The sequence below is a fragment of the Nocardia acididurans genome (assembly GCF_016741815.1).
Taxonomy (GTDB): Bacteria; Actinomycetota; Actinomycetes; order Mycobacteriales; family Mycobacteriaceae; genus Nocardia; species Nocardia acididurans.
Window position 1 is genome coordinate 164985 of the sequence record NZ_JAERRJ010000007.1, and the last position, 20185, is coordinate 185169.

19 protein-coding genes are annotated in these 20185 nt (G+C 68.6%); 9 read left to right on the forward strand and 10 right to left on the reverse strand.

The window, feature by feature from the left end:
• Positions 1 to 15: 15 nt before the first annotated feature.
• Genes nagB through JK358_RS19220 form a run of 5 tightly spaced genes read right to left on the reverse strand, consistent with a single transcriptional unit; the run spans position 16 to position 5077 of the window.
• Positions 16 to 798 carry a glucosamine-6-phosphate deaminase gene (gene nagB / locus JK358_RS19200; protein WP_201949111.1) on the reverse strand — a complete coding sequence of 261 codons (783 nt, stop codon included), beginning with the start codon at positions 796 to 798 and terminating at the stop codon, positions 16 to 18.
• Entirely contained in the window at positions 786 to 1952 is a 1167-nt protein-coding gene (locus JK358_RS19205; protein WP_201949112.1) for an N-acetylglucosamine-6-phosphate deacetylase, read from the reverse strand. The genes nagB and JK358_RS19205 overlap by 13 nt, the downstream gene beginning before the upstream one ends.
• A complete protein-coding gene (gene ptsP / locus JK358_RS19210) occupies positions 1949 to 3604 on the reverse strand; it encodes a phosphoenolpyruvate--protein phosphotransferase (RefSeq protein WP_201949113.1) in 1656 nt (551 codons plus the stop codon). Before ptsP ends, JK358_RS19205 begins: the two co-directional genes overlap by 4 nt.
• The gene (locus JK358_RS19215; RefSeq protein WP_201949114.1) at positions 3594 to 3857 is read right to left on the reverse strand and encodes an HPr family phosphocarrier protein; all 264 of its coding nucleotides are present in this window, start codon (positions 3855 to 3857) and stop codon (positions 3594 to 3596) included. The genes ptsP and JK358_RS19215 overlap by 11 nt, the downstream gene beginning before the upstream one ends.
• A complete protein-coding gene (locus tag JK358_RS19220) occupies positions 3854 to 5077 on the reverse strand; it encodes a PTS transporter subunit EIIC (protein WP_232851541.1) in 1224 nt (407 codons plus the stop codon). The genes JK358_RS19215 and JK358_RS19220 overlap by 4 nt, the downstream gene beginning before the upstream one ends.
• A 112-nt stretch (positions 5078 to 5189) precedes the next feature.
• On the opposite strand from JK358_RS19220, the gene JK358_RS19225 reads away from it, so the two are divergent.
• Both JK358_RS19225 and JK358_RS19230 read left to right on the forward strand, forming a co-directional pair.
• Positions 5190 to 5420 carry a PTS sugar transporter subunit IIB gene (locus tag JK358_RS19225; RefSeq protein ID WP_232851542.1) on the forward strand — a complete coding sequence of 77 codons (231 nt, stop codon included), beginning with the start codon at positions 5190 to 5192 and terminating at the stop codon, positions 5418 to 5420.
• Between the two features lie 8 nt (positions 5421 to 5428).
• The gene (locus JK358_RS19230) at positions 5429 to 5878 is read left to right on the forward strand and encodes a PTS sugar transporter subunit IIA (protein WP_201949115.1); all 450 of its coding nucleotides are present in this window, start codon (positions 5429 to 5431) and stop codon (positions 5876 to 5878) included.
• Here the strand turns inward: JK358_RS19230 and JK358_RS19235 are convergent.
• Together JK358_RS19235 and JK358_RS19240 are read right to left on the reverse strand one after the other, a co-directional pair.
• Positions 5875 to 6582 (reverse strand): GntR family transcriptional regulator, encoded by a 708-nt coding sequence (locus JK358_RS19235; RefSeq protein WP_307817620.1) that lies wholly within the window; start codon positions 6580 to 6582, stop codon positions 5875 to 5877. The genes JK358_RS19230 and JK358_RS19235 overlap by 4 nt on opposite strands.
• A gap of 91 nt (positions 6583 to 6673) precedes the next feature.
• Positions 6674 to 7024: a hypothetical protein gene (locus JK358_RS19240; protein WP_201949116.1), complete on the reverse strand. Its 351-nt coding sequence runs from the start codon at positions 7022 to 7024 to the stop codon at positions 6674 to 6676.
• An 81-nt stretch (positions 7025 to 7105) separates the two neighbouring features.
• On the opposite strand from JK358_RS19240, the gene JK358_RS19245 reads away from it, so the two are divergent.
• Complete coding sequence (locus JK358_RS19245; RefSeq protein WP_201949117.1) at positions 7106 to 8071, forward strand: quinone oxidoreductase family protein; 966 nt, start codon at positions 7106 to 7108, stop codon at positions 8069 to 8071.
• A gap of 10 nt (positions 8072 to 8081) precedes the next feature.
• On the opposite strand, the gene JK358_RS19250 is transcribed toward JK358_RS19245, so the two are convergent.
• Entirely contained in the window at positions 8082 to 8687 is a 606-nt protein-coding gene (locus JK358_RS19250) for a TetR/AcrR family transcriptional regulator (RefSeq protein WP_201949118.1), read from the reverse strand.
• A gap of 87 nt (positions 8688 to 8774) precedes the next feature.
• Here JK358_RS19250 and JK358_RS19255 point away from each other — a divergent pair, with 87 nt between their 5' ends.
• The 3 genes from JK358_RS19255 to JK358_RS19265 all read left to right on the forward strand — a co-directional run bounded on the left by JK358_RS19255 (position 8775) and on the right by JK358_RS19265 (position 14595).
• Complete coding sequence (locus tag JK358_RS19255; protein ID WP_201949119.1) at positions 8775 to 10268, forward strand: FAD-dependent monooxygenase; 1494 nt, start codon at positions 8775 to 8777, stop codon at positions 10266 to 10268.
• 167 nt (positions 10269 to 10435) lie between these two features.
• Positions 10436 to 12280 (forward strand): hypothetical protein, encoded by a 1845-nt coding sequence (locus JK358_RS19260; RefSeq protein ID WP_201949120.1) that lies wholly within the window; start codon positions 10436 to 10438, stop codon positions 12278 to 12280.
• 1571 nt (positions 12281 to 13851) lie between these two features.
• Positions 13852 to 14595, forward strand: coding sequence for an alpha/beta hydrolase (locus JK358_RS19265; protein ID WP_201949121.1), 744 nt, complete (start codon positions 13852 to 13854; stop codon positions 14593 to 14595).
• 61 nt (positions 14596 to 14656) lie between these two features.
• Here JK358_RS19265 and JK358_RS19270 read toward each other — a convergent pair whose 3' ends face one another.
• Complete coding sequence (locus tag JK358_RS19270) at positions 14657 to 15316, reverse strand: RraA family protein (protein WP_201949122.1); 660 nt, start codon at positions 15314 to 15316, stop codon at positions 14657 to 14659.
• Between the two features lie 132 nt (positions 15317 to 15448).
• On the opposite strand from JK358_RS19270, the gene JK358_RS19275 reads away from it, so the two are divergent.
• Both JK358_RS19275 and JK358_RS19280 read left to right on the forward strand, forming a co-directional pair.
• The gene (locus JK358_RS19275) at positions 15449 to 16237 is read left to right on the forward strand and encodes a maleylpyruvate isomerase family mycothiol-dependent enzyme (RefSeq protein WP_201949123.1); all 789 of its coding nucleotides are present in this window, start codon (positions 15449 to 15451) and stop codon (positions 16235 to 16237) included.
• A gap of 60 nt (positions 16238 to 16297) precedes the next feature.
• Positions 16298 to 17266: an alpha/beta hydrolase gene (locus JK358_RS19280; protein WP_201949124.1), complete on the forward strand. Its 969-nt coding sequence runs from the start codon at positions 16298 to 16300 to the stop codon at positions 17264 to 17266.
• Between the two features lie 237 nt (positions 17267 to 17503).
• Here the strand turns inward: JK358_RS19280 and JK358_RS19285 are convergent, their stop codons facing one another.
• On the reverse strand, positions 17504 to 18133 hold the full coding sequence (locus JK358_RS19285; protein WP_201949125.1) for a VOC family protein: 630 nt from the start codon (positions 18131 to 18133) through the stop codon (positions 17504 to 17506).
• Positions 18134 to 18369: 236 nt separating this feature from the next.
• Between JK358_RS19285 and JK358_RS19290 the strand changes: the two genes are divergently transcribed.
• Positions 18370 to 20166 carry an LVIVD repeat-containing protein gene (locus tag JK358_RS19290; protein ID WP_201949126.1) on the forward strand — a complete coding sequence of 599 codons (1797 nt, stop codon included), beginning with the start codon at positions 18370 to 18372 and terminating at the stop codon, positions 20164 to 20166.
• The last annotated feature ends 19 nt before the right edge of the window (positions 20167 to 20185 follow it).

Sequence of the window (20185 nt, forward strand, 5' to 3'; positions counted from 1 at the left end):
CTGCTCGCGGTCTGCTCAGAAGCTCTGCCAGGACGGCTTGTTCTCGACCGCGAAACGGTAGTAGTCGACGGCCTTCAGATTCGCCGCGGCGGCGGGATCCACGATCACCGTGACATGCGGGTGCATCTGCAGAATCGACGCCGGGCAGAACGCCGAGACCGGGCCTTCCACGGCGGCGGCGACGGCTTCAGCCTTGCCCGCGCCGGTGGCGATCATGAGCAGATGGTCCGCGTCGCCGATGGTTCCGAGGCCCTGGGTCAGCACATGGGTGGGCACCTGCGCGAGATCGTCCTCGAAGAAGCGCGCGTTGTCCTCGCGGGTCTTCGGGGTCAGCGTCTTGACCCGGGTGCGCGAGCGCAGCGAGGAACCAGGCTCGTTGAATCCGAGGTGCCCGTTCGCGCCGATTCCGAGGATCTGCACCGACACCGGGCCTTCGTCGGCGATCATCTGCTCGTATTCCGCTGCGGCAGCCGGGATGTCGGCGGCATTGCCGTCGGGGCTGTGCACCAGGTTGTCGGCGAAGTCCACGTGCGAGGTGAATTCGTCGCGAATGAACTGCGCGTAGGACTGCGGATGTCCGGGCGGCAGGCCGATGTACTCGTCGAGCAGAAAGGCGTGCACGCCACGGAAACTCAGGTTCTCCTCGCGATGCTGCCGGATCAGCTCCCGGTACGCGCCCAGCGGTGAGGACCCGGTGGCCAGCCCGATGGCGCGGGCGCCGCGGCGCACATGGTCGGCCATGATGCGGCCGGCCAGCACACCGGCTTCGGCCGCGTTGTCGGTGATCACGAGTTCCATGCGGTTCCGTCCTTGTACACGGTGAGGGGGTTCAAATGGTGGTCGGTGACGAGCACGTCGGCGTGCATGCCGGGGCGCAGCGCGCCGACATGATCGGAGATGCCCAGCAGGCGGGCGGGTGTCGCACAGGCGGCGGTGACCGCGGCGGTGAGATCGACACCGGCGTCGAAGACGGTGCGTCGCAGCACATCCGAGGCCGAGGCGGTGCCGCCCGCGATGGAGCCCTCGCCGTCGGGGTCGTACAGGCGCGAGACGCCGTCCTGCACGACGACGTCCAAACTGCCCAGGTGATAGCGGCCGTCCGCGCATCCGGCGGCGGCCATGGCATCGGTGATGAGGGCCAGGTTCTCGGCTCCGAGGGTGTCGAACACCATGCGGACGGTGCCGTCGGCCAGGTGCACGCCGTCACCGATCACCTCGGCCACCACATCGCCGCGCCCGGCCGCGGCCATGGCGGCGGTGAGGAAATTCGCGTCCCGGTGCGCCAGTTCCGGCATGGCGTTGAACAGGTGGGTGATGGAGACCCGCCAGCCGCGCCGCATGGCATGCACCGAGCGCCGGTAGTCGGCGACCGTATGGCCCAGCGAGAGCACCACATTCGCGGCGGCCAGCACATCGGCGAGCTCGTCGAACTTGGCGGTCTCCGGCGCGATGGTCACCGAGACGATGCGCCCGCCCGCGTAGTCGAGCAGCCGATCCAGCATGCCCGGATCGCCGGGCAGAATGCGCTCGGGATCGTGTGCGCCCCTGCGGTATTCGCTGATGAACGGACCCTCGAGGTGGATTCCGGCGAGCAGCCCGGAGTCGATGGCCGGGGACAGCACGTCGATGCGTTCGCGCAGTTCGGCTTCGGTGGCCGAGACCAGCGAGGCCACCAGGGTGGTGGTCCCGCGCCCGCGATGGAAGTTCGCCGCCGCGGTGACGCCCGCGAGATCGGTTTCCGGGAAACCGAATCCGCCGCCGCCGTGACAGTGCACGTCGATGAGGCCGGGCAGGATCACCACCGGTTCGCGCGGGAGCGGCGGCAGGTCGCCGTCGAAATCCTTTGCGGGCCCGACATAGTCGAGCCGGGGGCCGTCGAAGGACACGACTCCGTCGGCGAGGTCGCCCGCCGCTGCGAGGCTGACGACCCTGCCGCGTAGCGTAGTTCTCAACCGGCTCGCCCCAGGGCGGCGCGGGCCGCCGCGGCGGCGTCGGCGGCGGTGCGGGCCGACAGCACGGCCTGTGCGGCGGCGCGGCACTGGTCGAGGGTGACCCCGGCCAGCGCGGCCCGCACTCCGGCGAGCGAGCGCGGCGCCATGGACAGCGTCTCGACACCGAGACCGACCAGCACACAGGCGAATTCGGGATGCGACGCCGATTCGCCACAGACACCGACCTTCACGCCGTTGGCGGTCGCGCCCTCGACGACCATGGCGATGGTCGCTGCCAGGGCGGGCTGCCACGGATCGTGCAGCGCCGCCACCGCCGAGGACATGCGGTCCGCGCCGAACAGGTACTGCGACAGGTCGTTGGTGCCGATGGAGAAGAAGTCCACCTCCGCGCCGAGATGCGCGGAACGGATTGCCGCGGCGGGAATCTCGATCATGACGCCGCGCGTCTCGAGCCCGGCCTCGCGGGCGCGCCCGGCGAAGTAGTGCGCCTCGTCGACCGTCGCGACCATCGGAGCCATGACCTTGACGCTCGCCCCGGACTCCTGCGCGGCGGCCTCGATGGCGGCCAGCTGGTCGAGCAGCGTCCCCTCATTGACGTTGCTCAACCGCAGTCCGCGCACACCGAGCGCCGGATTCTCCTCCTCGGGGAGGTTCAGGAACGGCAGCGGCTTGTCCGAACCCGCGTCCAGGGTCCGCACCGTGATCGGCCGATCGCCCAGGGCGGCGAAGATCTCCGCGTACTGCCGCGTCTGCTCCTCGACGGTGGGAGCCGAATTGCGGCCCAGGAAAAGGAATTCCGTGCGGAACAGCCCGACGCCCTCCGCGCCGAGTTCCACCGCGAGCCGCGCGTCCGCCACACTGCCCACATTGGCCAGCAGCGGGACGGCGTGTCCGTCGGCGGTCCGCCCCGGCCCGGTCGGCGCGTCTGCCTGCCGGGTACGTTCGGCACGCACTTCCTCGCGACGCCGCTCGTCCGGATCGATCTCGACGCTGCCGGTGCCGCCGTCGAGTACGACCACCGTCCCCTCGGCGATATCCACCGCACCCGGGGCGGCGACCACAGCCGGAATCCCCAGGGCCTTGGCCAGAATCGCGGTGTGCGAGGTGGGTCCGCCCGCCACGGTGAGCAGGCCGACCACCTGCGCCGGATCCAGGGTCACGGTGTCGGCCGGTGCGAGATCCTGCGCGGCGAGCACGAAAGGCTCTGCGCTGTCCGGAATTCCGGGCGGATCGACGCCCAGCAGTTCCGCCACCACGCGCTGCCCGACATCGCGCAGATCCGAGGCGCGTTCGGCCATCATGCCGCCCAGCGCCTTCAACTGCTCCGCGAAATGTTCGACGGCCTCGGTCACCGAATGGGCGGTGGGCCCGCCGATGGTGATGCCGACGCGCACCTGGTCCAGCAGCGACGGATCCTCGGCCAGCGCAGAGGTCATGAAGAGAATGTCGGCGGCCGGTCCCGTCGCCGCGCTCGCCTGGGCGGCGTAGCGCGCGGCGACGGTCTTGAAAGCGGCTTCCGCACGGGCGATTTCGGCTTCGGGGTCACTGCCGGGAGCGTCGTTCGGGCTGGTGGCCGGCGCGGACGCCAGCCACTTCACCGGTCCGAGCGCCACTCCGGGAGCGGCGGCGACCCCGCGCACCTCACGCGTCAAGATCGGTCTCCAGCAGCTCGACCAGCTTGTCGAGTGCGGCGTCGGCCCCGTCCTCGGCGGACAGGGTCACCTTGTCGCCCTGCTTCACGCCCAGGGTCATCACCTGCAACAGGCTACCGGCCGCCACGCCCGGCTTGCCGTCGACCGAAATGGTCACGGGCACGGGCGATTCGGCGGCAGCCTTGGCGAACAGGGCTGCGGGGCGGGCATGGAGTCCGGTCTTGGACGCAACGACAGCGGTGCGAGTGATCATTGTGCGGTGTTCTCCTTCTCGAGTTCGTCGGCTTCGGGTTCCCGGCCGGGTGTCGGCAGGTTCCAGCGCTTGATGATGAAACTGAAGGTCACGTAGTACAGGACCGCGTAGCCGAGTCCGATCGGGATCAGCAGGAGCGGATGGGTCGCCTTACCGAAGTTCAACAGGTAGTCGATGGCTCCGGCGGAGAAGGTGAAACCGTCGTGGATACCGAGCCAATTGGTCAGTGCCAGTGCGGATCCGGTGAAGATCGCGTGGATGAGCAGCAGCGGCCAGGCCACGAAGATGAAGGCGAATTCCAGCGGTTCGGTGATGCCGGTGACGAAGGCGGTCAGACCGGTGGAGAGCATGATGCCGCCGACCATCTTGCGGTTCTCCGGCTTGGCGTTGCGCCAGATGGCCAGCGCCGCGGCGGGCAGGCCGAACATCATGATCGGGAAGAAGCCGGTCATGAAGGTGCCTGCGGTCGGGTCACCGGCCAGGAAGCGCGGGATGTCGCCGTGGACGCCGTTGTAGTCGCCGATGACGAACCACACCACCGAGTTCAGGATGTGGTGCAGGCCCAGCGGCAGCAGCAGGCGGTTGGCGAAGCCGAAGATGCCGCCACCGGCAACGCTGTTGTCCGCCACCGTGTTTCCGAGCCAGGTGAGCCCGGAGTTGAAGGCTGGGTAGATGAACGCCATGACGACGCCGATCACGACGGCCGCGCAGGCGGTCAGAATCGGCACCAGGCGGCGTCCGGAGAAGAAGCCGAGATAGTCGGGCAGTTGGGTGCGATGGAATCTCGTCCACAGCACGGCGGCGGTGATGCCCATGACGATGCCGCCGAGGACACCGAAGTTGATCATCAGTTGGGAGCCCTTGGCGTCCAGCTTGCCCTCCAGCACCACGGGTGACATGGCTTTGAACACGCCGCCCAGGGCCAGGTAGCCCACGACGGCCGCGAGGGCGGTGGAGCCGTCGGATTTCTTCGCCCATCCGATGGCGATGCCGACGGCGAACAGCAGGGGCAGCGCGTCCAGCAGGGCGCCGCCGGCGCCGGCCAGAATGTCCGCCACGGTCTTGGTGGCCGACCAGCGGCCGAGCATGTCGTCTTGTCCTAGGCGCAGCAACAAGCCAGCAGCAGGTAGCGTGGCAATCGGCAGCATGAGGCTGCGGCCGAGCTTCTGCAGTCCGGACAGGTCGATCTTCTTGCGCACGCTCTGGGCGGCATCGGCCATAGCGATGGTCCTCAGTCTGTGAATAGTGTCACCGGCAGGTAAGGTGACTGGTTATAACCAGAGATATACTGGTTATAACCAGTTTTGTCCACTCGGAGCCTACGGAGGAATCATGTCAAAGGTAGATCAAATCGTCGCCGGTCTGGGTGGCGTGGACAACATCATCGAGGTCGAGGGCTGTATAACGCGCCTGCGTGTCGAGGTGAAGGACGCCGGACCGGTGGATGAGAAGGCCCTCAAGGCGGCCGGCGCGCACGGAGTTGTCAAGGCGGGTAACGCCGTTCAGGTCGTGGTCGGGCCGACCGCCGACGCCCTGGCCGAAGACATCAACGATCTGCTCTGAGCCCCGGCGTGAGCACCCAGATCCTGGCGCCGCTGCCCGGCCGCGCCATGCCGCTGTCCGAGGTTCCCGATCCGGTCTTCTCCGCCGAAATGGTGGGGTCCGGCGTCGCGATCGAGCCACTGGACACCGATGAGCAAACAACAGTCATCGCGCCCGTTTCGGGCACCATCGTGAAGTTGCACCCGCATGCCGCCGTCATCGTCTCCGAGGCGGGCGTGGGCGTGCTGCTGCATCTGGGCATCGACACCGTCGGCAAGCCGGACCTGTTCGAGGTCAAGGCCGCCGAGGGCGATCAGGTGGCCGCCGGTGACCCGCTGATCGTCTTCTCCCCCAATGCCGTTCGCCGCCTGGGCCTGTCGGCCGCGGTGCCGGTGGTGGTGATGGACACCGCCCCCGGGTCGGCACAGCAGCCGGCCACCGGGGCGGTCGAGGCGGGAGCGCCGCTCTTCTCGATCTAGTCGTTCTGGCTGTCGCCGGCCGATACCGTCATATAGACCTGGTATCGGTCGGCGCGGTACCAGGACTGGCAGTGCTCGACGCACTTGTCCTTCGAATAGGACATGCGGTCGAAAGCCAGTAGCGGAGAACCGGAATCGGTGCCGAGCCAGCCCGCGTGCCGCTCATCGGCGGCCACCGCGCGCACCGTCTGGTCCGCCCGGTCGATATGACAGTCGAACTTCGCGGCCATCAGCGAGTACAGCGATTTCGTCAGATCCTCGTCGAGCAGGCCGGGCAGCAGATCCTCCCGATACCAGCCGTCGTCGATGGAGATCGGCAGACCGTCGGCCAGGCGCAGCCGAACCAGGTGATACGCCTTCTGATTGGCGTGCAGGCCCAGCGCCGCACTCGACGCGGGCGGCGGCACCGCGTGATCGGTGTGCAGCACCACGGTGGAGGGGGTACGGCCGAGGCGGCGCATATCCTCGCTGAACGAGGCCATGTGCAGCCGGGAGCGCGCCACGCGCTCGGCGACGAAGGTGCCCTTGCCCGGAATGCGGGTGATGACGCCCTCGGATTCCAACTGCCCCAGCACTTCTCGCACCGTCATGCGGCTGACGCGGTAGTCGTCGCACAGCTGGCGTTCACTGGGCAGCATCTCCCCCGGGCGCAACTGCGCACACAGGGTGGTCAGCGCGGAACGCAGCTGCGCCTGCTTGGTCACTCGCCCCTGCACGGCGCCCTCTGGATGTCGTTCACGCTGTCCAGTATTGCCAAAGCGCCGGGGCACACGGCCTCGGGGGACCGTGTCGCGACTACTTCTCGTTGCGCGCCTTGGGGAATCGCTTCTGCTTGGCGACCCAGCCGGCCATCTTCGCCCAGTGGCCCTTGGCCGGGGTGACCTTGGAGATCAGCTCGCGATCCCACTCGTCGGCCTCGGTCAGGCCGTCGACGGTCTCCACGAGCGCCTTGGCGGCCTCCAGGCTGTCGACCACGCGATCGCCGAGCACGCCGTCCTCGCCGACCAGGGTGACGCGGACGCCGACACGGCCGATGGGCTGCAGCACCGCGGTGGCCGAGCCACCGTGCTCGGCGACGAATCCCTTCACGGAATCGACGACGGACGGCGACAGCTGCACGGGTGCCGGGGCGGTGGTAGCGCTCATGCCCTGGAGTTTACCCACGGGTAAGTCAGAGTCCATGATCCGCCGCACACCTCACACCGGGACAGGTGTACAAAAGTCTTCATGCGCGCCATCCAGGTTTCCGAACACGGCGGTCCCGAAGTCCTCACCTACACCGAGGTCCCCGACCCGCAGATCGGCCCCGGGCAGCTCCTCGTCGAAACCGAGGCCATCGGCGTCAACTTCATCGACACCTACATCCGCACCGGACGCTACCCGCAGTCGGTGCCCTACATCCCCGGGTCCGAGGGCACCGGCGTCATCACCGAAATCGGTTCCGGCGTGAGCGATTTCGCCGTCGGTGACCGCGTGGCCTGGGCCGCTGCGCCCGGCAGCTACGCCGAGAAGGTTGTGGTCCCGGCCGCGGTCGCGATCCCGGTGCCCGCGGGCGTCGATGCCCCGGTCGCGGCGTCGATTCTGTTGCAGGGCATGACAGCCCACTATCTGATCAACTCCATCTACCAGCCCGAGCCCGGTGAGACGGTGCTCGTCCACGCGGGCGCGGGCGGTGTGGGCCTGATCCTCACCCAGCTCCTCGCGGCGCGGGATGTCCGGGTCGTCACCACGGTCTCCACCGACGACAAGGAGAAGCTCTCGCGCGAAGCGGGTGCGTCCGAGGTACTGCGTTACGACGACGAAATCCCCGCCCGCGTCAAGGAACTCACCAACGGCGAAGGTGCGGCCGCGGTCTACGACGGCGTCGGAGCGTCCACCTTCGAAGCCAGCCTCGCCTCCCTGCGCGTGCGCGGCATGCTCGCGCTCTTCGGTGGCGCGAGCGGCCCCGTTCCGCCCTTCGATCTGCAGCGGCTGAGCACCTCGGGCTCCCTGTTCGTCACCCGGCCCACCCTGGTCCACTACACCCGGGACCGCGCCGAACTCCTGTGGCGCGCAACCGATATCCTCACCGCCATTGCCGAAGGCACCCTCACCATCCGCGTCGGCGCGGCCTATCCCCTGTCCGAGGCAACCCAGGCGCACACGGATCTCGAATCCCGCCGGACCACCGGTTCCATCGTCTTGCTGCCCTGACTGATGCGGTTCAGTCGATGTCGCGGGCAGTGAGGCCGCGGTAGACGAAGCGGGTGAGCGCGTCCACCGCCTCGGCGTCGGTGAGGTCGACGCTGCCTTCGTCCACGGCCTGGAGCAGGGCGGTGGTCACCAGGAACATGAGGGCGAGGCTGGCGTCGGGGGTGGTGGGCAGCGTCAGGCCCGCGGCGGCGAAGTTGTCGAGGTGGTCGGCCACATCGGCGCGCTGTTCGGTGGCGAAGCGCGTCATCAGGGCGGCGAAGTCGGGGTTCACCAGGGCCGCCTGGGACATGGCGCGGAAGACGGGCCAGTTCTCGCGGGCGGCGGTCCAGTAGCCGTTGATGTGGTGGCGGACGGCGTCGGGGTCGGTGAAATCCGGGTTGTGGTCCTCGGATTCGGCGCGTGTGTCGCCTTCGTCGGCCAGGTCCTTCAGGAGGGATTGGAGCAGTTCCTCTTTGCTCGCGAAGTGGTTGTAGAAGGAGCCCGCGGCGCGGCCGGCCTCGGCGGTGATGTCGGTGATCTTGGTGTTCAGGTAGCCGCGCTCGGCGAAGAGCCGTCGCGCGGCGGCCTTGAGGGCCTGCTCGGTTTCGGCTGACTTCTCGCTGCGGCGTCCGGCCACCTCGTACCACCTCCTTGACAGCGGAAACTACCATCCAGAATACTGAATCCGTATTCAGTGAATTCATATTCAGTTACAGGAGTTGGCATGTCTGCACAGGTACTCATTGCCGGGGCCGGGCCCACAGGGCTCACGCTGGGCATCGACCTGGCGCGCCGCGGCATCGCGGTGCGGGTGGTCGATCGGGCGGAGACGTTCTTCGAAGGATCCCGGGGTGACGGCTTGCAGCCGCGCACGCTGGAGGTGTTCGAGGACCTGGGAGTGCTCGACGCGGTCTTCGCCCAGGGGTGCGGGCAAGCGACCCTGCGGGTGCACCTGGGCGGCGAGTTCCTGATGGAGCGGCGGATGACCGAGACCCGCGCGGCCACCCCGGAGGTGCCGTATCCGAATCCGTGGGTGCTCGGCCAGTCCGATACCGAACGGGTACTGCGGAATCGGCTCGCCGAATTCGGGGTGAAGGTCGAATCCGGCACGGCGGTCACCGATTTCAGCGCGGACGAACACGGGGTCACCGTGTCGCTCGAGCACGGCGGGGCCGCCGAAACCGTGCGGGTGGCATACCTGGTCGGCGCGGATGGCGGGCGCAGCACGGTGCGCAGGAAGCTCGGCATCGCCTTCGCCGGCACCACCGACGAGTCGATTCGGATGCTCCTCGGGGATGTGCGGGCGGACGCGCTCGATCACGACTACGGGTACTGGTTCGCCGAACCCGATTCGCCCATGGACGGTTTCGCCATGTCCCCGCTGCCGGGTGGCCGGAAGTTCCAGTTCGCCGCACCGCTGGCCGGGGATTCCGACGCGAGCCTCGAGGTATTGCAGCAGCATGTGAACCGGCTGTCGCGGCGCACCGACATCGTCTTGAGCGAGCTGTCGTGGGCGACGGTGTGGCGGCCGAATATCCGTCTGGCGGAACGGTTTCGGGACGGTCGGGTGTTCCTCGCCGGAGACGCCGCGCACGCGCATCCGCCGACCGGCGGACAGGGGCTCAACACCGGGGTGCAGGACGCGTACAACCTGGGCTGGAAACTCGAAGCCGCGCTGCGAAATCCGGGCGCGGAAGCGCAGGGGCTGCTGGATACCTACGAGAGCGAGCGGCGCGCGGTGGCGGCGAAGGTGCTCGGATTGAGCAGTGCACTGCTGGATCGCACCGTCGACGGCGACCCGGAGGCGATGGATCGGGAGGGGACCCATCAGCTGGATATCAGCTATCGGAATCTGCTGCCGCAGGATCCGGACGACGCGGGCGAGGGAGTGCGAGCCGGGGATCGCGCACCCGATGCTCCGCTGACCGATGCCGGTGGCACCCCGGTGCGACTGTTCGAGCTGATGCGCGGACCGCAGGCGACGCTGCTCGTCTTCGGCTCGGAGGACGGAACCGGTACCGGCGGTGCGGAACTGGCCGAGACAGCGGTACCCGGCGAACGCCCTGCCCGAATCGTCTCCATCGTCCGCCCGGAAAAGGCCGCCGCCCCGGGTGAATTCATCGACGCCGACGGCCACGCGCGTCGCGCCTACGGAGCGGCCGACGGCACCCGCATCCTCATCCGTCCTGACGGGTATGTCGGATTTCTGCGCCGGTAACCGGCGAGTAATCCCGCCCCGGATGCGACAACCCGCAGACCATGGACAATGATCTTGCTGCCGCGCAAGACGATTCGCCGCGACCGTTCACGACAACGCCGTAAGGTGGTCGCGGCGACCGTTCAGGCGGCCGGAGGGTAGAGGCATCGGTCAGAGGGTGGTTCGGGATGTTGGTGAAGGTCCGCAACGACGACCCGTCGCGGCTGTCGAGCACCGAGCGCACCGTCGTGAACTGGCTCAAATCCTGGAGCGGGCCGCACGCCGTGCCCGGCATCGCCGTAGTGCAGTGCCAGGACGCCGACGTGGTGGTGTGGACGCCGCAGACCTGCGTGGTGGTGGGCGTGCACGGTTTCACCGAACGAGTCACCGGCACCCTCACCTGCGCCCAGGACCAGCCGTGGATGGTGGACGGCAAACCCGCGCCGCTCGACGGTGACGCCAATCCGCTGGAACGGGTGCGGCAGCAAACCGTCGACCTCGCGCACCAACTGCGCTCCGCCCCCGGACGCGAACAGGTGCCGGTGAGCGGACTGGTGCTGCTGGTGCCGCAGCTGGGCAGCCGAGTGAAACTCGAAAAGGGCGCGCTACCAGCTGGAATCGATGTGCTCATCGGGGACGGGCCGTCCTCGCTGCGCGCCTACTTCAAGACGCTGTCCGAGGGCGCGGACCCGTCCTGGGATGCCGCACAGGTCGGGCAGGCGCTCGGCGCGCTCGGATTCGCGGCGGCGGCAAGCTATTCCGACCTGATCGCCGAGGGCTTCTCGCCGCCGGAATCCGCGCGCAACGCGCCCCCGCCGATGTCGGTCGCGCCGACCGTGCGGGTGCCGTCGGTGCCGGTGCAGCCGTACGGGCCGACCGGTCCGGAGGATGCGGCGCAGCCGAAGACCGATGCGCCTGCGCGCGGCGAGTCGGGCAGCGGCGCACCCGCCGCACGACCGGCGTCCGCGGGCGGCGGTGGCCATCCCGGCGGGCAGACCGCTGACACACCGCCGGAAACCCCAGGCGGCCGCCCAGCCGCAAGCCCTGCCGGACAGCAGGTCCCGCCACCGCCCGCCTCCGGACGATCCTCCACTGCCGGGGCCGCCGTGGCCGGAGCGTCCGCCGAGGCGGCAGCTGCCGCTGCCTATCGCGCCGTCGCGGGTACCTCGGAACCGCAGCAGACGACGCCCGCGCCTCCGCACACTCCCCCACCAGCGCAGTCCGGCGGCCTCTCCGGCCTGCTCGGCGGACGCCAGGCAGGCCCGCCCCCGGTCACCCCCGCCACCGGCACACCCGGCGCTCAATCATCCGGTCCCGCCCCGCAATCCGGCCGCCGCTGGAAACTGTTCGGCGGACGCCCCGACCCCGCAGGGGCCAGTCGAGGTCGTGGCCTGTTCGGCGGACGCTCCGACTCCGCGGAAGCCGGCCGAGGTTCTGGCCTGTTCGGCGGACGCTCCGACTCCGCGGAAGCCAGCCGAGGTCCTGGCCAGGTGGGGGGATCGTCCGGTCCGACCACCAGCCCCGGCCGCCGGGGCGGCCTGTTCGGCGGCTCGGGCAGTGGTCGCGGCGGTCTCTTCGGCCGGCGACCCACGGACTCCCGATCAGGCGGGCGCAGTGGAATTTTCAGCTCTCCGGGAGCGGCCGCGGGAGCCGGGTTCGGGGCCGGACTCGCGGGCGGGCGGCCGGGCGCGCCCGCCGCTCCGCAGGCAGGCCCGTACGCCGGTCCCGGCGGACAGCCCCAGTCCGCGCCACCGGGATTCCCGGTATGGCCCGACCGCCGGCCGGGCGAGCGGGTGCCGCGTCGCAGGCGGCGACCGGACCTCATGATCCTCATGGGCCTGATCCTGCTGGCCCTGGTGCTCGCGCTCGCGGTCACCTGCGGATTCGGCGGCACCAGCACGGACGATGATCCGACCCCCGTCGACCGCCGGGGCACCACCTCGGTTCGACAGGGCGATCCGACCACCACCACGGATCCGACCATCCCGAAGACCACCATCGCTCCCCCGTGCTTCCCGCTGCAGCCGTGCTGACGACCCAGGTCGGAGCAGCGGCACGAAAGGCGTACAAACCACCGGTCCGTGCGTAGACTGCATTTCACATCGGGCTGTCCGAGACAGTTTGATCGTCAGGTGTAGCTCGGCGGATTCGGGGGCTCGGGTGGCCGGTAGGCGGGCGCGGATCGTGGTCGTGCTGCTTGCCGTCTTCGGTGTGGTCACGACGCCAGGTCCGGCGCGGACCGAGCCCGCCGTGCAGGTGCGGGCCTTCGAAACACTGTGCACGCCGGATGATCTGGTAGGGATCACCGGACTGGCGACCGTCGGGGATACGGTGTTCGCCACGGTGACGGGCGCGGGCGGAACCCGGGTCGCGGAGCTCGATCTCACGGGATGCGCAGCGCGGCGGTGGCTCGTACTACCGGACGCGACCGCCGATACCGAGGCCGTCGCGGGGCGGATGCCGGGCGGCAGTCCGCAGCTGTGGCTTGCGGACGGGGGTGTGAACCGGCGCGATTCGACGGTCACGCTGACGCGACTCGATACGCGCACCGGAGCCGGTGACGCGTATCGGGTGACGCTGGGCGACGGGGGCACCGCGCGGCATGTGAGCGCGGTGCTGGTCGAGCCGACCGGGCGGCCCGTGGTCGTCACCACCGAATATGGCGGGCGCACAGGTCTTTTCGGGCCACCCAGGACGCGATCGGTGGACGCGCTCGTCGCCGACATGACTTTTCAGCCGCTCGGCGAGGTCGATTTGTCGAGTCGCGGGGAGAGTCCGTTCACCGAGATCGTGCTCGGGGGCACGGTGAACGCGGAGGGCACCGTGGCGGCACTGCGCACCGCCGAATACCTGTACCTGTTCCCGATCTCCGGCGCCGACATCACCGATGCGGTCACCACAGCGCCTCCGATACCGATCCCGATCCCCGATGAAATCAACGGGGAGGCAGTCACCTTCACCGAGAACGGCGATCTGCTGCTCGGCTCGTTCGCCACCGGGGGCCGCGCCGCGCCCCTGCTCGTGTTCCGCAATGCCACCGAATTCGCCTCTCCCCTGCGATCATTCGAACCCGGATGGGCGCAGCAGCTCGAAGAGCTGCTCGGCGTGTGGGCGATCCAGTTCGCACCGTTCTGGTTCGTTCTCGGCTCGTTCCTGTTCGCGTTCTTCCTGTCGGCGGTCACCGGGGTCGCCATCGTCGCCGCCCAGCGCACGCCTACCGCCTTCTCGAAATCTTTCCAGGACTTGGGATTACCCGTGCTTCCGGTGACCCGGCACAGGGGTGTGGCGCGACTGTTCGCCCTGGAAACCGAGACCCGCGGCGAAACATCCACCGTCACGGTGCGCTGGTTCGGGCCCGCGAGCCTCACCATGCGTTTCACGCACGCCCTGTGCGCGGTCATGCTGCGTCCGAGTTTGAACATCCTGGTGGCGCTGGCGAATCTGCTGCGCGCGCCGAAACCGATGCTGGCCATCGGTACCCGGCTGGAGTGGGCCACGCGGATCGTCTTCCCACCGCTGGGAACACATCGCCGGGCGGTGGAATTCGAGCGTTTCCGCGCCGAATGGATCTGGCACGACACCTGTTGCGCGCCCGAGGATCGCGATGCGGTCATCCTCTACTTCCACGGCGGCGGATTCGTCTCGTGCGGACTCAAATTCCCATCGCCGCCTGGTCTCGCGGATCGCGCGCAGCACGGAGACACCGGTCCTGAACGTCGCCTACCGCCAATTGCCGACGGCGCATCTCATCGACGCGGTCGAGGACGGGCTCACCGCCTATCGGCATCTGCTGAATACCGGGTTCGCGGCGGAACGCGTTCTCCTGGGCGGGGATTCGACCGGCGCGGGGCTCGCATTCGCGGTGGCGCTCACCGCCCGCGACCTCGGACTGCCGATACCGGGCGGCGGATTGATCGCCCTGTCCCCCTGGGCCGACTACGATTCCGGCGCACGCCTGAACCACGTCAACAACCACCGGGACCCAGCCCTGTCGGCACAGGCGCTCGCGGTACCGGTGCGCTGGGGGTTCGCTCCGGACGGTGCGATCGACCCGCGCTGGTCCCCGGTCAACCACGACTTCGACGGGCTACCACCGGTTTTGATCCAGGCGGGATCGACCGAGGTCCTGCTGGCAGACGTGGAGCAGCTGGCCCGGCGCTGCGACGAGGCGCATATCGCGTGCACGGTGCAGATCTGGGATCGCGCCGTCCACGTATTCCAGGCAGGCGCGGACGCTCTCCCCGAAGCGCGCTACGCCATCGGCGCGATCGGGGCATTCGCACAGCGTGCCCTGCGACCCACGCCGCCCGAGGAGGCCACCGTGGGCCAGATGAAGGCCCTGCCCTGAGGTCCGGCGGGTGGCCCGCACACCTCGGCCCGCGCGAATTCGACGCGCGGACGGTGGATGATCAATCCAGGAAGCGCAGGACCGAGGGCTCGCCCGCGCCGAGAGCCTCCGCGTGAGCATCGACATTCACGCTATCGCTCAGGGTGTCCCCCTTGTCCAGACGCGCGATCACCCCCGCCTCGGCGTTCTTGATCGCTGCCGCCGCGTCGAGCAGTTCCTCGGCGCGCTCGGGGTCGAGCACGATGACGCCCTCGTCGTCGGCGAGGACCAGGTCGCCGGGCGCGACGCGGACTCCACCGCAGGTCACCGGGATCTGGAGTGCACCGAGGTGGCCGGTGGTGCCGGCCATCGGTGTCACGAACCGGCTGTAGATCGGCAGCGGGCAGTCGCGGACATAGCCGATATCGCGGTAGCCGCCGTCCACGATGATCCCCGCGAGCCCACGCACCACTGCGCCGCGCGCGAAAAGCTCACCGGCGTAAGCGAGTTCCGCTCCCCCGCCATCGACCACGACCACCTCGCCGGGGGATGCCGCTTCGATGGCACGCAGCACTCCGAAGAAGTCGCCGCGGCAGTGGACGGTGAATGCCGGTCCGAGCATCCGGGTTTCGGCGGAGCGGGCGCGAATCCCGCTGTCCAGCACACGAATCGACTTGTCGGCGTCGCAGATCGCGGTGGTGTCCACGGAGCGGAACTTCGTGATCAGGTGATCGATCGACATCGGCGCTGCCTTTCGCGGCTCGGTGTGCGGGATCCGCTGGCATGGTACTGGGTGCCGCCGTTACGCCGCGCCGCCGCGCGCTGATGCGGGTAGGTTGGTCGGCGATCGCGGGAATCGACCGGGGGTGCACCGATGAGTGATCACGTCGCGGAGGCGTTGCGAGTCATGGCCTTTCGTTTCGCGGAGCTGGCTTCGACCGCACCGCCGGATGCACCGGTGTCCGCCACGCCCGGTTGGTCGGTCACCGATGTGCTCGGGCATGTCGCCTCCGAACCCGCCCGGTATCGGGAACTGGCGCTGGGCGGCGGGCAGTGGCCGGCTCGCGCGGCGGATCTGCCGGCCTTCAATGCCGCGCAGATCCGCGATCTGGCCACCCGTGATCCGGAAAAGCTTGCGGCGCAGGTGATCGCGGATACGGATTCGCTGAACGAGGTCATCGCGGGGTTCGGGGGTGAGCCGCGCATGATGATGTTCGACGGCGATCAGCGGATCCGCGCCGACCGGGCTCGGGGCACCCTGCTGGGGGAGTTCGTTGTCCACGGTTACGACATCGCGCGAACCGTTGGCAAACCATGGTTCATCGACCCCGGTCATGTGCCGATCATCATGGATGGTCTCACGCAGGTGATTCCGGGGTGGGTCAACGCGTCCGCGGCGAGTGGGCACACGGCCACCTACGAGTACCGGCTGCGGGGGCTGGGCCACCGGTATCTCTTCTGCTTCCGAGACGGGCGGCTCACGGTGGATCCCGCTGATCCCGGTCCGATCGATACGCGGATCAGTGTCGAGCCGGTCACCGCGCTGCTCCTCAACTACGGCCGGATCTCGCCCTGGTGGCCTGCCCTCACCGGACGTGTCGTGGCGTGGGGTCGTAAGCCGTGGCTCGCGCCGGGGTTCTCGCGGCGATTTCTCCCGGCCTGATTCACGATCGCCCGCGCGCTGCTGCGGGAAGTCCGGCTATCGGCGGGCAATAATCGTGGCATGCGCCGGTTCACGCTCTGTCTGCTTGTCCTGTCCGCGATCGTGGGTGGGCTGACGCCGGGGGTGGCGACTGCCGCGCCCGGGTCGGGGATCGTGGACGTGCGGCCGCTCGGCGGACGGCAGTTCGAGGTGAGCGTGTATTCGGCGGCGATGAATCGGACCATCCCCGTGTGGGTTTCCGCTCCGGACGGTCCCGCGCCCGCGCTGTATCTGCTCAATGCGATCGACGGCGGCGAGGCGGGCGGACCATGGACCAACCGGACCGATGCCGCGCACTTCTTCGCCGACAAACCGGTGACGGTGATCCAGCCGATCGGCGGCCGGGCCTCGCTCTACACCGACTGGGCGGCCGAGGATCCGGCGCTCGGCCGCAACAAGTGGTCGACCTTCCTCATCGATGAACTCCCGGCGGCGCTGGCCGAGCGGTTCGCGCTCACCGGGCGCAATGCTGTTGCGGGAACATCGATGTCGGCGTCCTCGGCACTGGCGCTGGCATTGCAGGCGCCGGGCCGGTATCAGGCGGTGGGCGCGTTCAGCGGATGCCCGCGCACCAATGATCCGCTGGCGCGGGCGGTGGTGCGTTCGCAGCTGCAACTGTTCGGCGCGAATCCCGACAATATGTGGACTCCCGGCGATCCGGCCTGGATAGCCAACGATCCGGTGGTCAATGCCGAACGGCTGCGCGGCGTCGCCCTCTATGTCTCGGCGGGCAACGGCCTGCCCGGCATTCACGACACCCTCGCCGACCCGTCGATCAGCGGTGACCTCCCCCGCCTGACCGACCGGCTGGCCATCGGCGGCGTCATGGAGAGCGTGGTTCGCGACTGCACCCAGCCGTTCACCGATCGGCTCGCCGCACTCGGTATCCCCGCAACCATCGTCTACCGCAGCGGAACTCACGCCTGGCCGTACTGGCAGGACGACCTGCACGACTCCTGGCCGCTGTTCGCGGCGGCTCTCGGGGTGTAGCGGGCACGCTCCCAGCATGGAACAGGTTTTTGACGCTGGCGGCCGGAATCGCGAAGGGCTTCTCGGACAGCATACGGAACCCGCTGTGGTGAAACATATCTCGACGGCACGCTGCGCGCGGTCCTCGCCGAGACCGGGGGCGTCGGCACGCGGCGTTCGTAGGCGCACACGACGATTCGGACCGGCCACTGCTGTGGCCGGTCCGATGGTCGTGGGCGGTGCGGTAATCGGCATTCGTCAGGCGTTCGCGTCCCATTCGAAGCCGTCGAGGTCGGTGAAGGTGCCGGTGTTGCCGCCGACGACGATGCCGTGCGAACCCGAGCCCTCCGGGGAGACGCCGACATCCTTGGCAGCGAACTTGCGGGTGTACATGGCCAGTTGGACCGGCGAGTCGGGCAGGGCGAACTCGACATACTTGCTGCCGAAGCTCTTCGACACCTTCAGGCCGTGCTCGATGTAGTACTGCTTGCTGGCCTTCATATCGTCGACGCCCAGCAGCAGCACGAACCGGTCGACGGTGCGGGAGGAGGGGCCGGTGTTCTTCTTCTGCGAGGTGGTGATCTTCCAGATGGTGCCGTCGGGGCCCTGGATGACGCCGCCGTAGCCCCAGAAGCTCTTCTTGGCCGGTTGCAGGACGGTGAATCCGTTCTGCAGCGCGGAGCCGATCAGATTGTCGGCGGTGCCAGGCTGGTCGACCACCAGGGAGAGCACGAAGCCGCGGAAACCCTCGGAGGCGGCGCGGGCGGGACGGAAGGTGAGTTTGTCGCCGAGGCCGAAGGCGGCTTCGTAGGCGGCGGCGGTGGCGGCCGGGTCGGCGACCTCGAGGCTGACGGTGATTTCGGTGGCGGAGGCGGTGCTGTTTGTCATGCCGATAACGTTAAATTCGGCCCCGGCCTGCGACATCCGTGCTGAATACGGAACGCTCCACGGAATCATCACGGACGTGTTCACGGAGCGGCCCGTGGGCACCTACATCGCAACCTGTCTCGGGCCTTTAGCATTCCTCGAGCAGCGATACAAGATCCCTGGGGCTCGGATTCCGGGGTGCGGGAGCGGCTTCGCGGCGGGGTTGTCGGGCGTCACCAGCCACCAGACTCGTAGCCGTGAAGTTGCGAACGAAGTGGATTGCCGGACTGGCGGTGGTGGCTGTGACCGGCGGCGTGGTCGTCACGCGGGTCGTGAACGACCGCGGCGCGGACTCCCCCGACCCCGATATTGCGATGGTGTGCGACGACCGACGGCCGTCGCGGGTCGACCCGGGCAGCTACGGCATGCAGAATGACGGGACCTTCCTGCATCCCGCGTTGACGTATGTGAACGAGGAAGAACAGCATCCGTTTCCGGGCGGCGGTGAGGACCTGTTCCCCGCGACCGGCGGCTACGACCCGAACACCTACAAATCGGACAATGTGACCGTCGAGGCGCATTACGGGGGTCAGCGGTTCACGCCCGATCCCTTCCATTCCTGGCAGAACATCGTCGATTTCGACGGCCGCCGCTATATGTTCCAGTACGACCGCAGTGAGGCGCGCGTCTACGACATCACCGATGTGAAGAACGTGCGGGTCGTCGAATCACTATCGCGCGCGGACGTGGCGGACGTCGATGGCAACGATGAGGCCGTGGCCGGAAAAGATTGGGCCGCACACGATTTCTGGGGCGCGTCCACCATTCAGTGGAGCGAGAAGTACGGCGGCTACATCATGGTGCAGAGCTTCGAGATGCGGCGGCAGATCCCGTTCTGGCTCGGCGACACACCGGACCACAGCAAGTACGCCTCCCCCGCGGGCGTGGCCGCCGCGCGAGCCGACACGCAGCTCAAGGGCTTCAAGGTCTACAAGCTCAACGGGCCGCGCAAGCAGGACTGGCAGTTGCTCGCGACGGTGAGTACCGATGAACACCAGCAGAATCCGCTCGCCCCGGATTTCAGCAAGCCGCAGCAGGGCTCGGGATCCCTCGATGTGCCGCACTGGGACGGCGGCCGCTACCTGTTCGTCTCGACCGCACCGAGTGACGACTGGTCGCTGCAGGAGTACCCGACCTACCTGTACGCCAACGGTTTTCAGGTGTGGGATATGGCCGACCCCGCCGCGCCGCAGCTGCTCGACACCTGGCATCGCGAGGGCATGGTGCGCGGCGAGGAGGCCGCCTACCGCGCCAACCCGCGCTGCGGCAACCGCACCTCGTGGATGGGTTCGCGCAATCCGCTCTACATTCCGACGCCCATCGAGGAAGGCGGGAAGTACGGGTTCGCGGCCATGGGCGGATTCGGCATGTCCATCATCGACATCTCCGATCCCTCGAACCTGCGCGAGGTGAGCCATCTGGACATCCCCCTGTCGGTATCGGGCACCGAAGCCGACAATGTGGACGTCTCGCAGTTCGAGCGGACCGGCATGGTGTACCTGAGCGGATACCCGCTGTCGGAGGACTGCTATGAGCCGTACAAGGACATCTTCCAGATCGATGCCACCGACCCGGCCAACCCGCGCATCGTCGACCGGCTGCCCCGGCCCACCCCGCCGAAAGAGGCTGCGGTCACCGACTTCTGCCAGCGCGGCGGCAGCTTCGGCCCGAAACGCAGCGGGTACTACACCTCGCCCGGTGACCCGAAGGACGGACTGCTGATCTACGACTTCTACAACGCGGGCGCACAGTTCTTCGACGTCACGGACCCGAAGAAGCCGACGATCGCCGGGTACTTCGCGCCGCCCACCTTCGGGCCCGAGACCGAGGATTGGGCCCGCAGCAATCCGACGCACGGCGTCTATGTGGAGTACGACCGCAAGATCGTCTGGCTGCTGACCAACGACGGCATCTACGCCCTGTCGTCGGAACCGCTGCTGGGCAGGCCGAACCTGGGCGCGCCCACCGAGCCGTTCCGCACCAGCGCCCGCTGACCCGGTCCGGGCCGCCGGT

Excerpts from the sequence above, each read along its gene's own strand:
- nagB (WP_201949111.1), bottom strand. The coding sequence starts at position 798 with ATGGAACTCGTGATCACCGACAACGCGGCCGAAGCCGGTGTGCTGGCC.
- JK358_RS19215 (WP_201949114.1), bottom strand. The coding sequence starts at position 3,857 with ATGATCACTCGCACCGCTGTCGTTGCGTCCAAGACCGGACTCCATGCC.
- JK358_RS19220 (WP_232851541.1), bottom strand. The coding sequence starts at position 5,077 with ATGGCCGATGCCGCCCAGAGCGTGCGCAAGAAGATCGACCTGTCCGGA.
- JK358_RS19225 (WP_232851542.1), top strand. The coding sequence starts at position 5,190 with ATGTCAAAGGTAGATCAAATCGTCGCCGGTCTGGGTGGCGTGGACAAC.
- JK358_RS19240 (WP_201949116.1), bottom strand. The coding sequence starts at position 7,024 with ATGAGCGCTACCACCGCCCCGGCACCCGTGCAGCTGTCGCCGTCCGTC.
- JK358_RS19245 (WP_201949117.1), top strand. The coding sequence starts at position 7,106 with ATGCGCGCCATCCAGGTTTCCGAACACGGCGGTCCCGAAGTCCTCACC.
- JK358_RS19255 (WP_201949119.1), top strand. The coding sequence starts at position 8,775 with ATGTCTGCACAGGTACTCATTGCCGGGGCCGGGCCCACAGGGCTCACG.
- JK358_RS19260 (WP_201949120.1), top strand. The coding sequence starts at position 10,436 with ATGTTGGTGAAGGTCCGCAACGACGACCCGTCGCGGCTGTCGAGCACC.
- JK358_RS19265 (WP_201949121.1), top strand. The coding sequence starts at position 13,852 with ATGCGGTCATCCTCTACTTCCACGGCGGCGGATTCGTCTCGTGCGGAC.
- JK358_RS19270 (WP_201949122.1), bottom strand. The coding sequence starts at position 15,316 with ATGTCGATCGATCACCTGATCACGAAGTTCCGCTCCGTGGACACCACC.
- JK358_RS19275 (WP_201949123.1), top strand. The coding sequence starts at position 15,449 with ATGAGTGATCACGTCGCGGAGGCGTTGCGAGTCATGGCCTTTCGTTTC.
- JK358_RS19280 (WP_201949124.1), top strand. The coding sequence starts at position 16,298 with ATGCGCCGGTTCACGCTCTGTCTGCTTGTCCTGTCCGCGATCGTGGGT.
- JK358_RS19285 (WP_201949125.1), bottom strand. The coding sequence starts at position 18,133 with ATGACAAACAGCACCGCCTCCGCCACCGAAATCACCGTCAGCCTCGAG.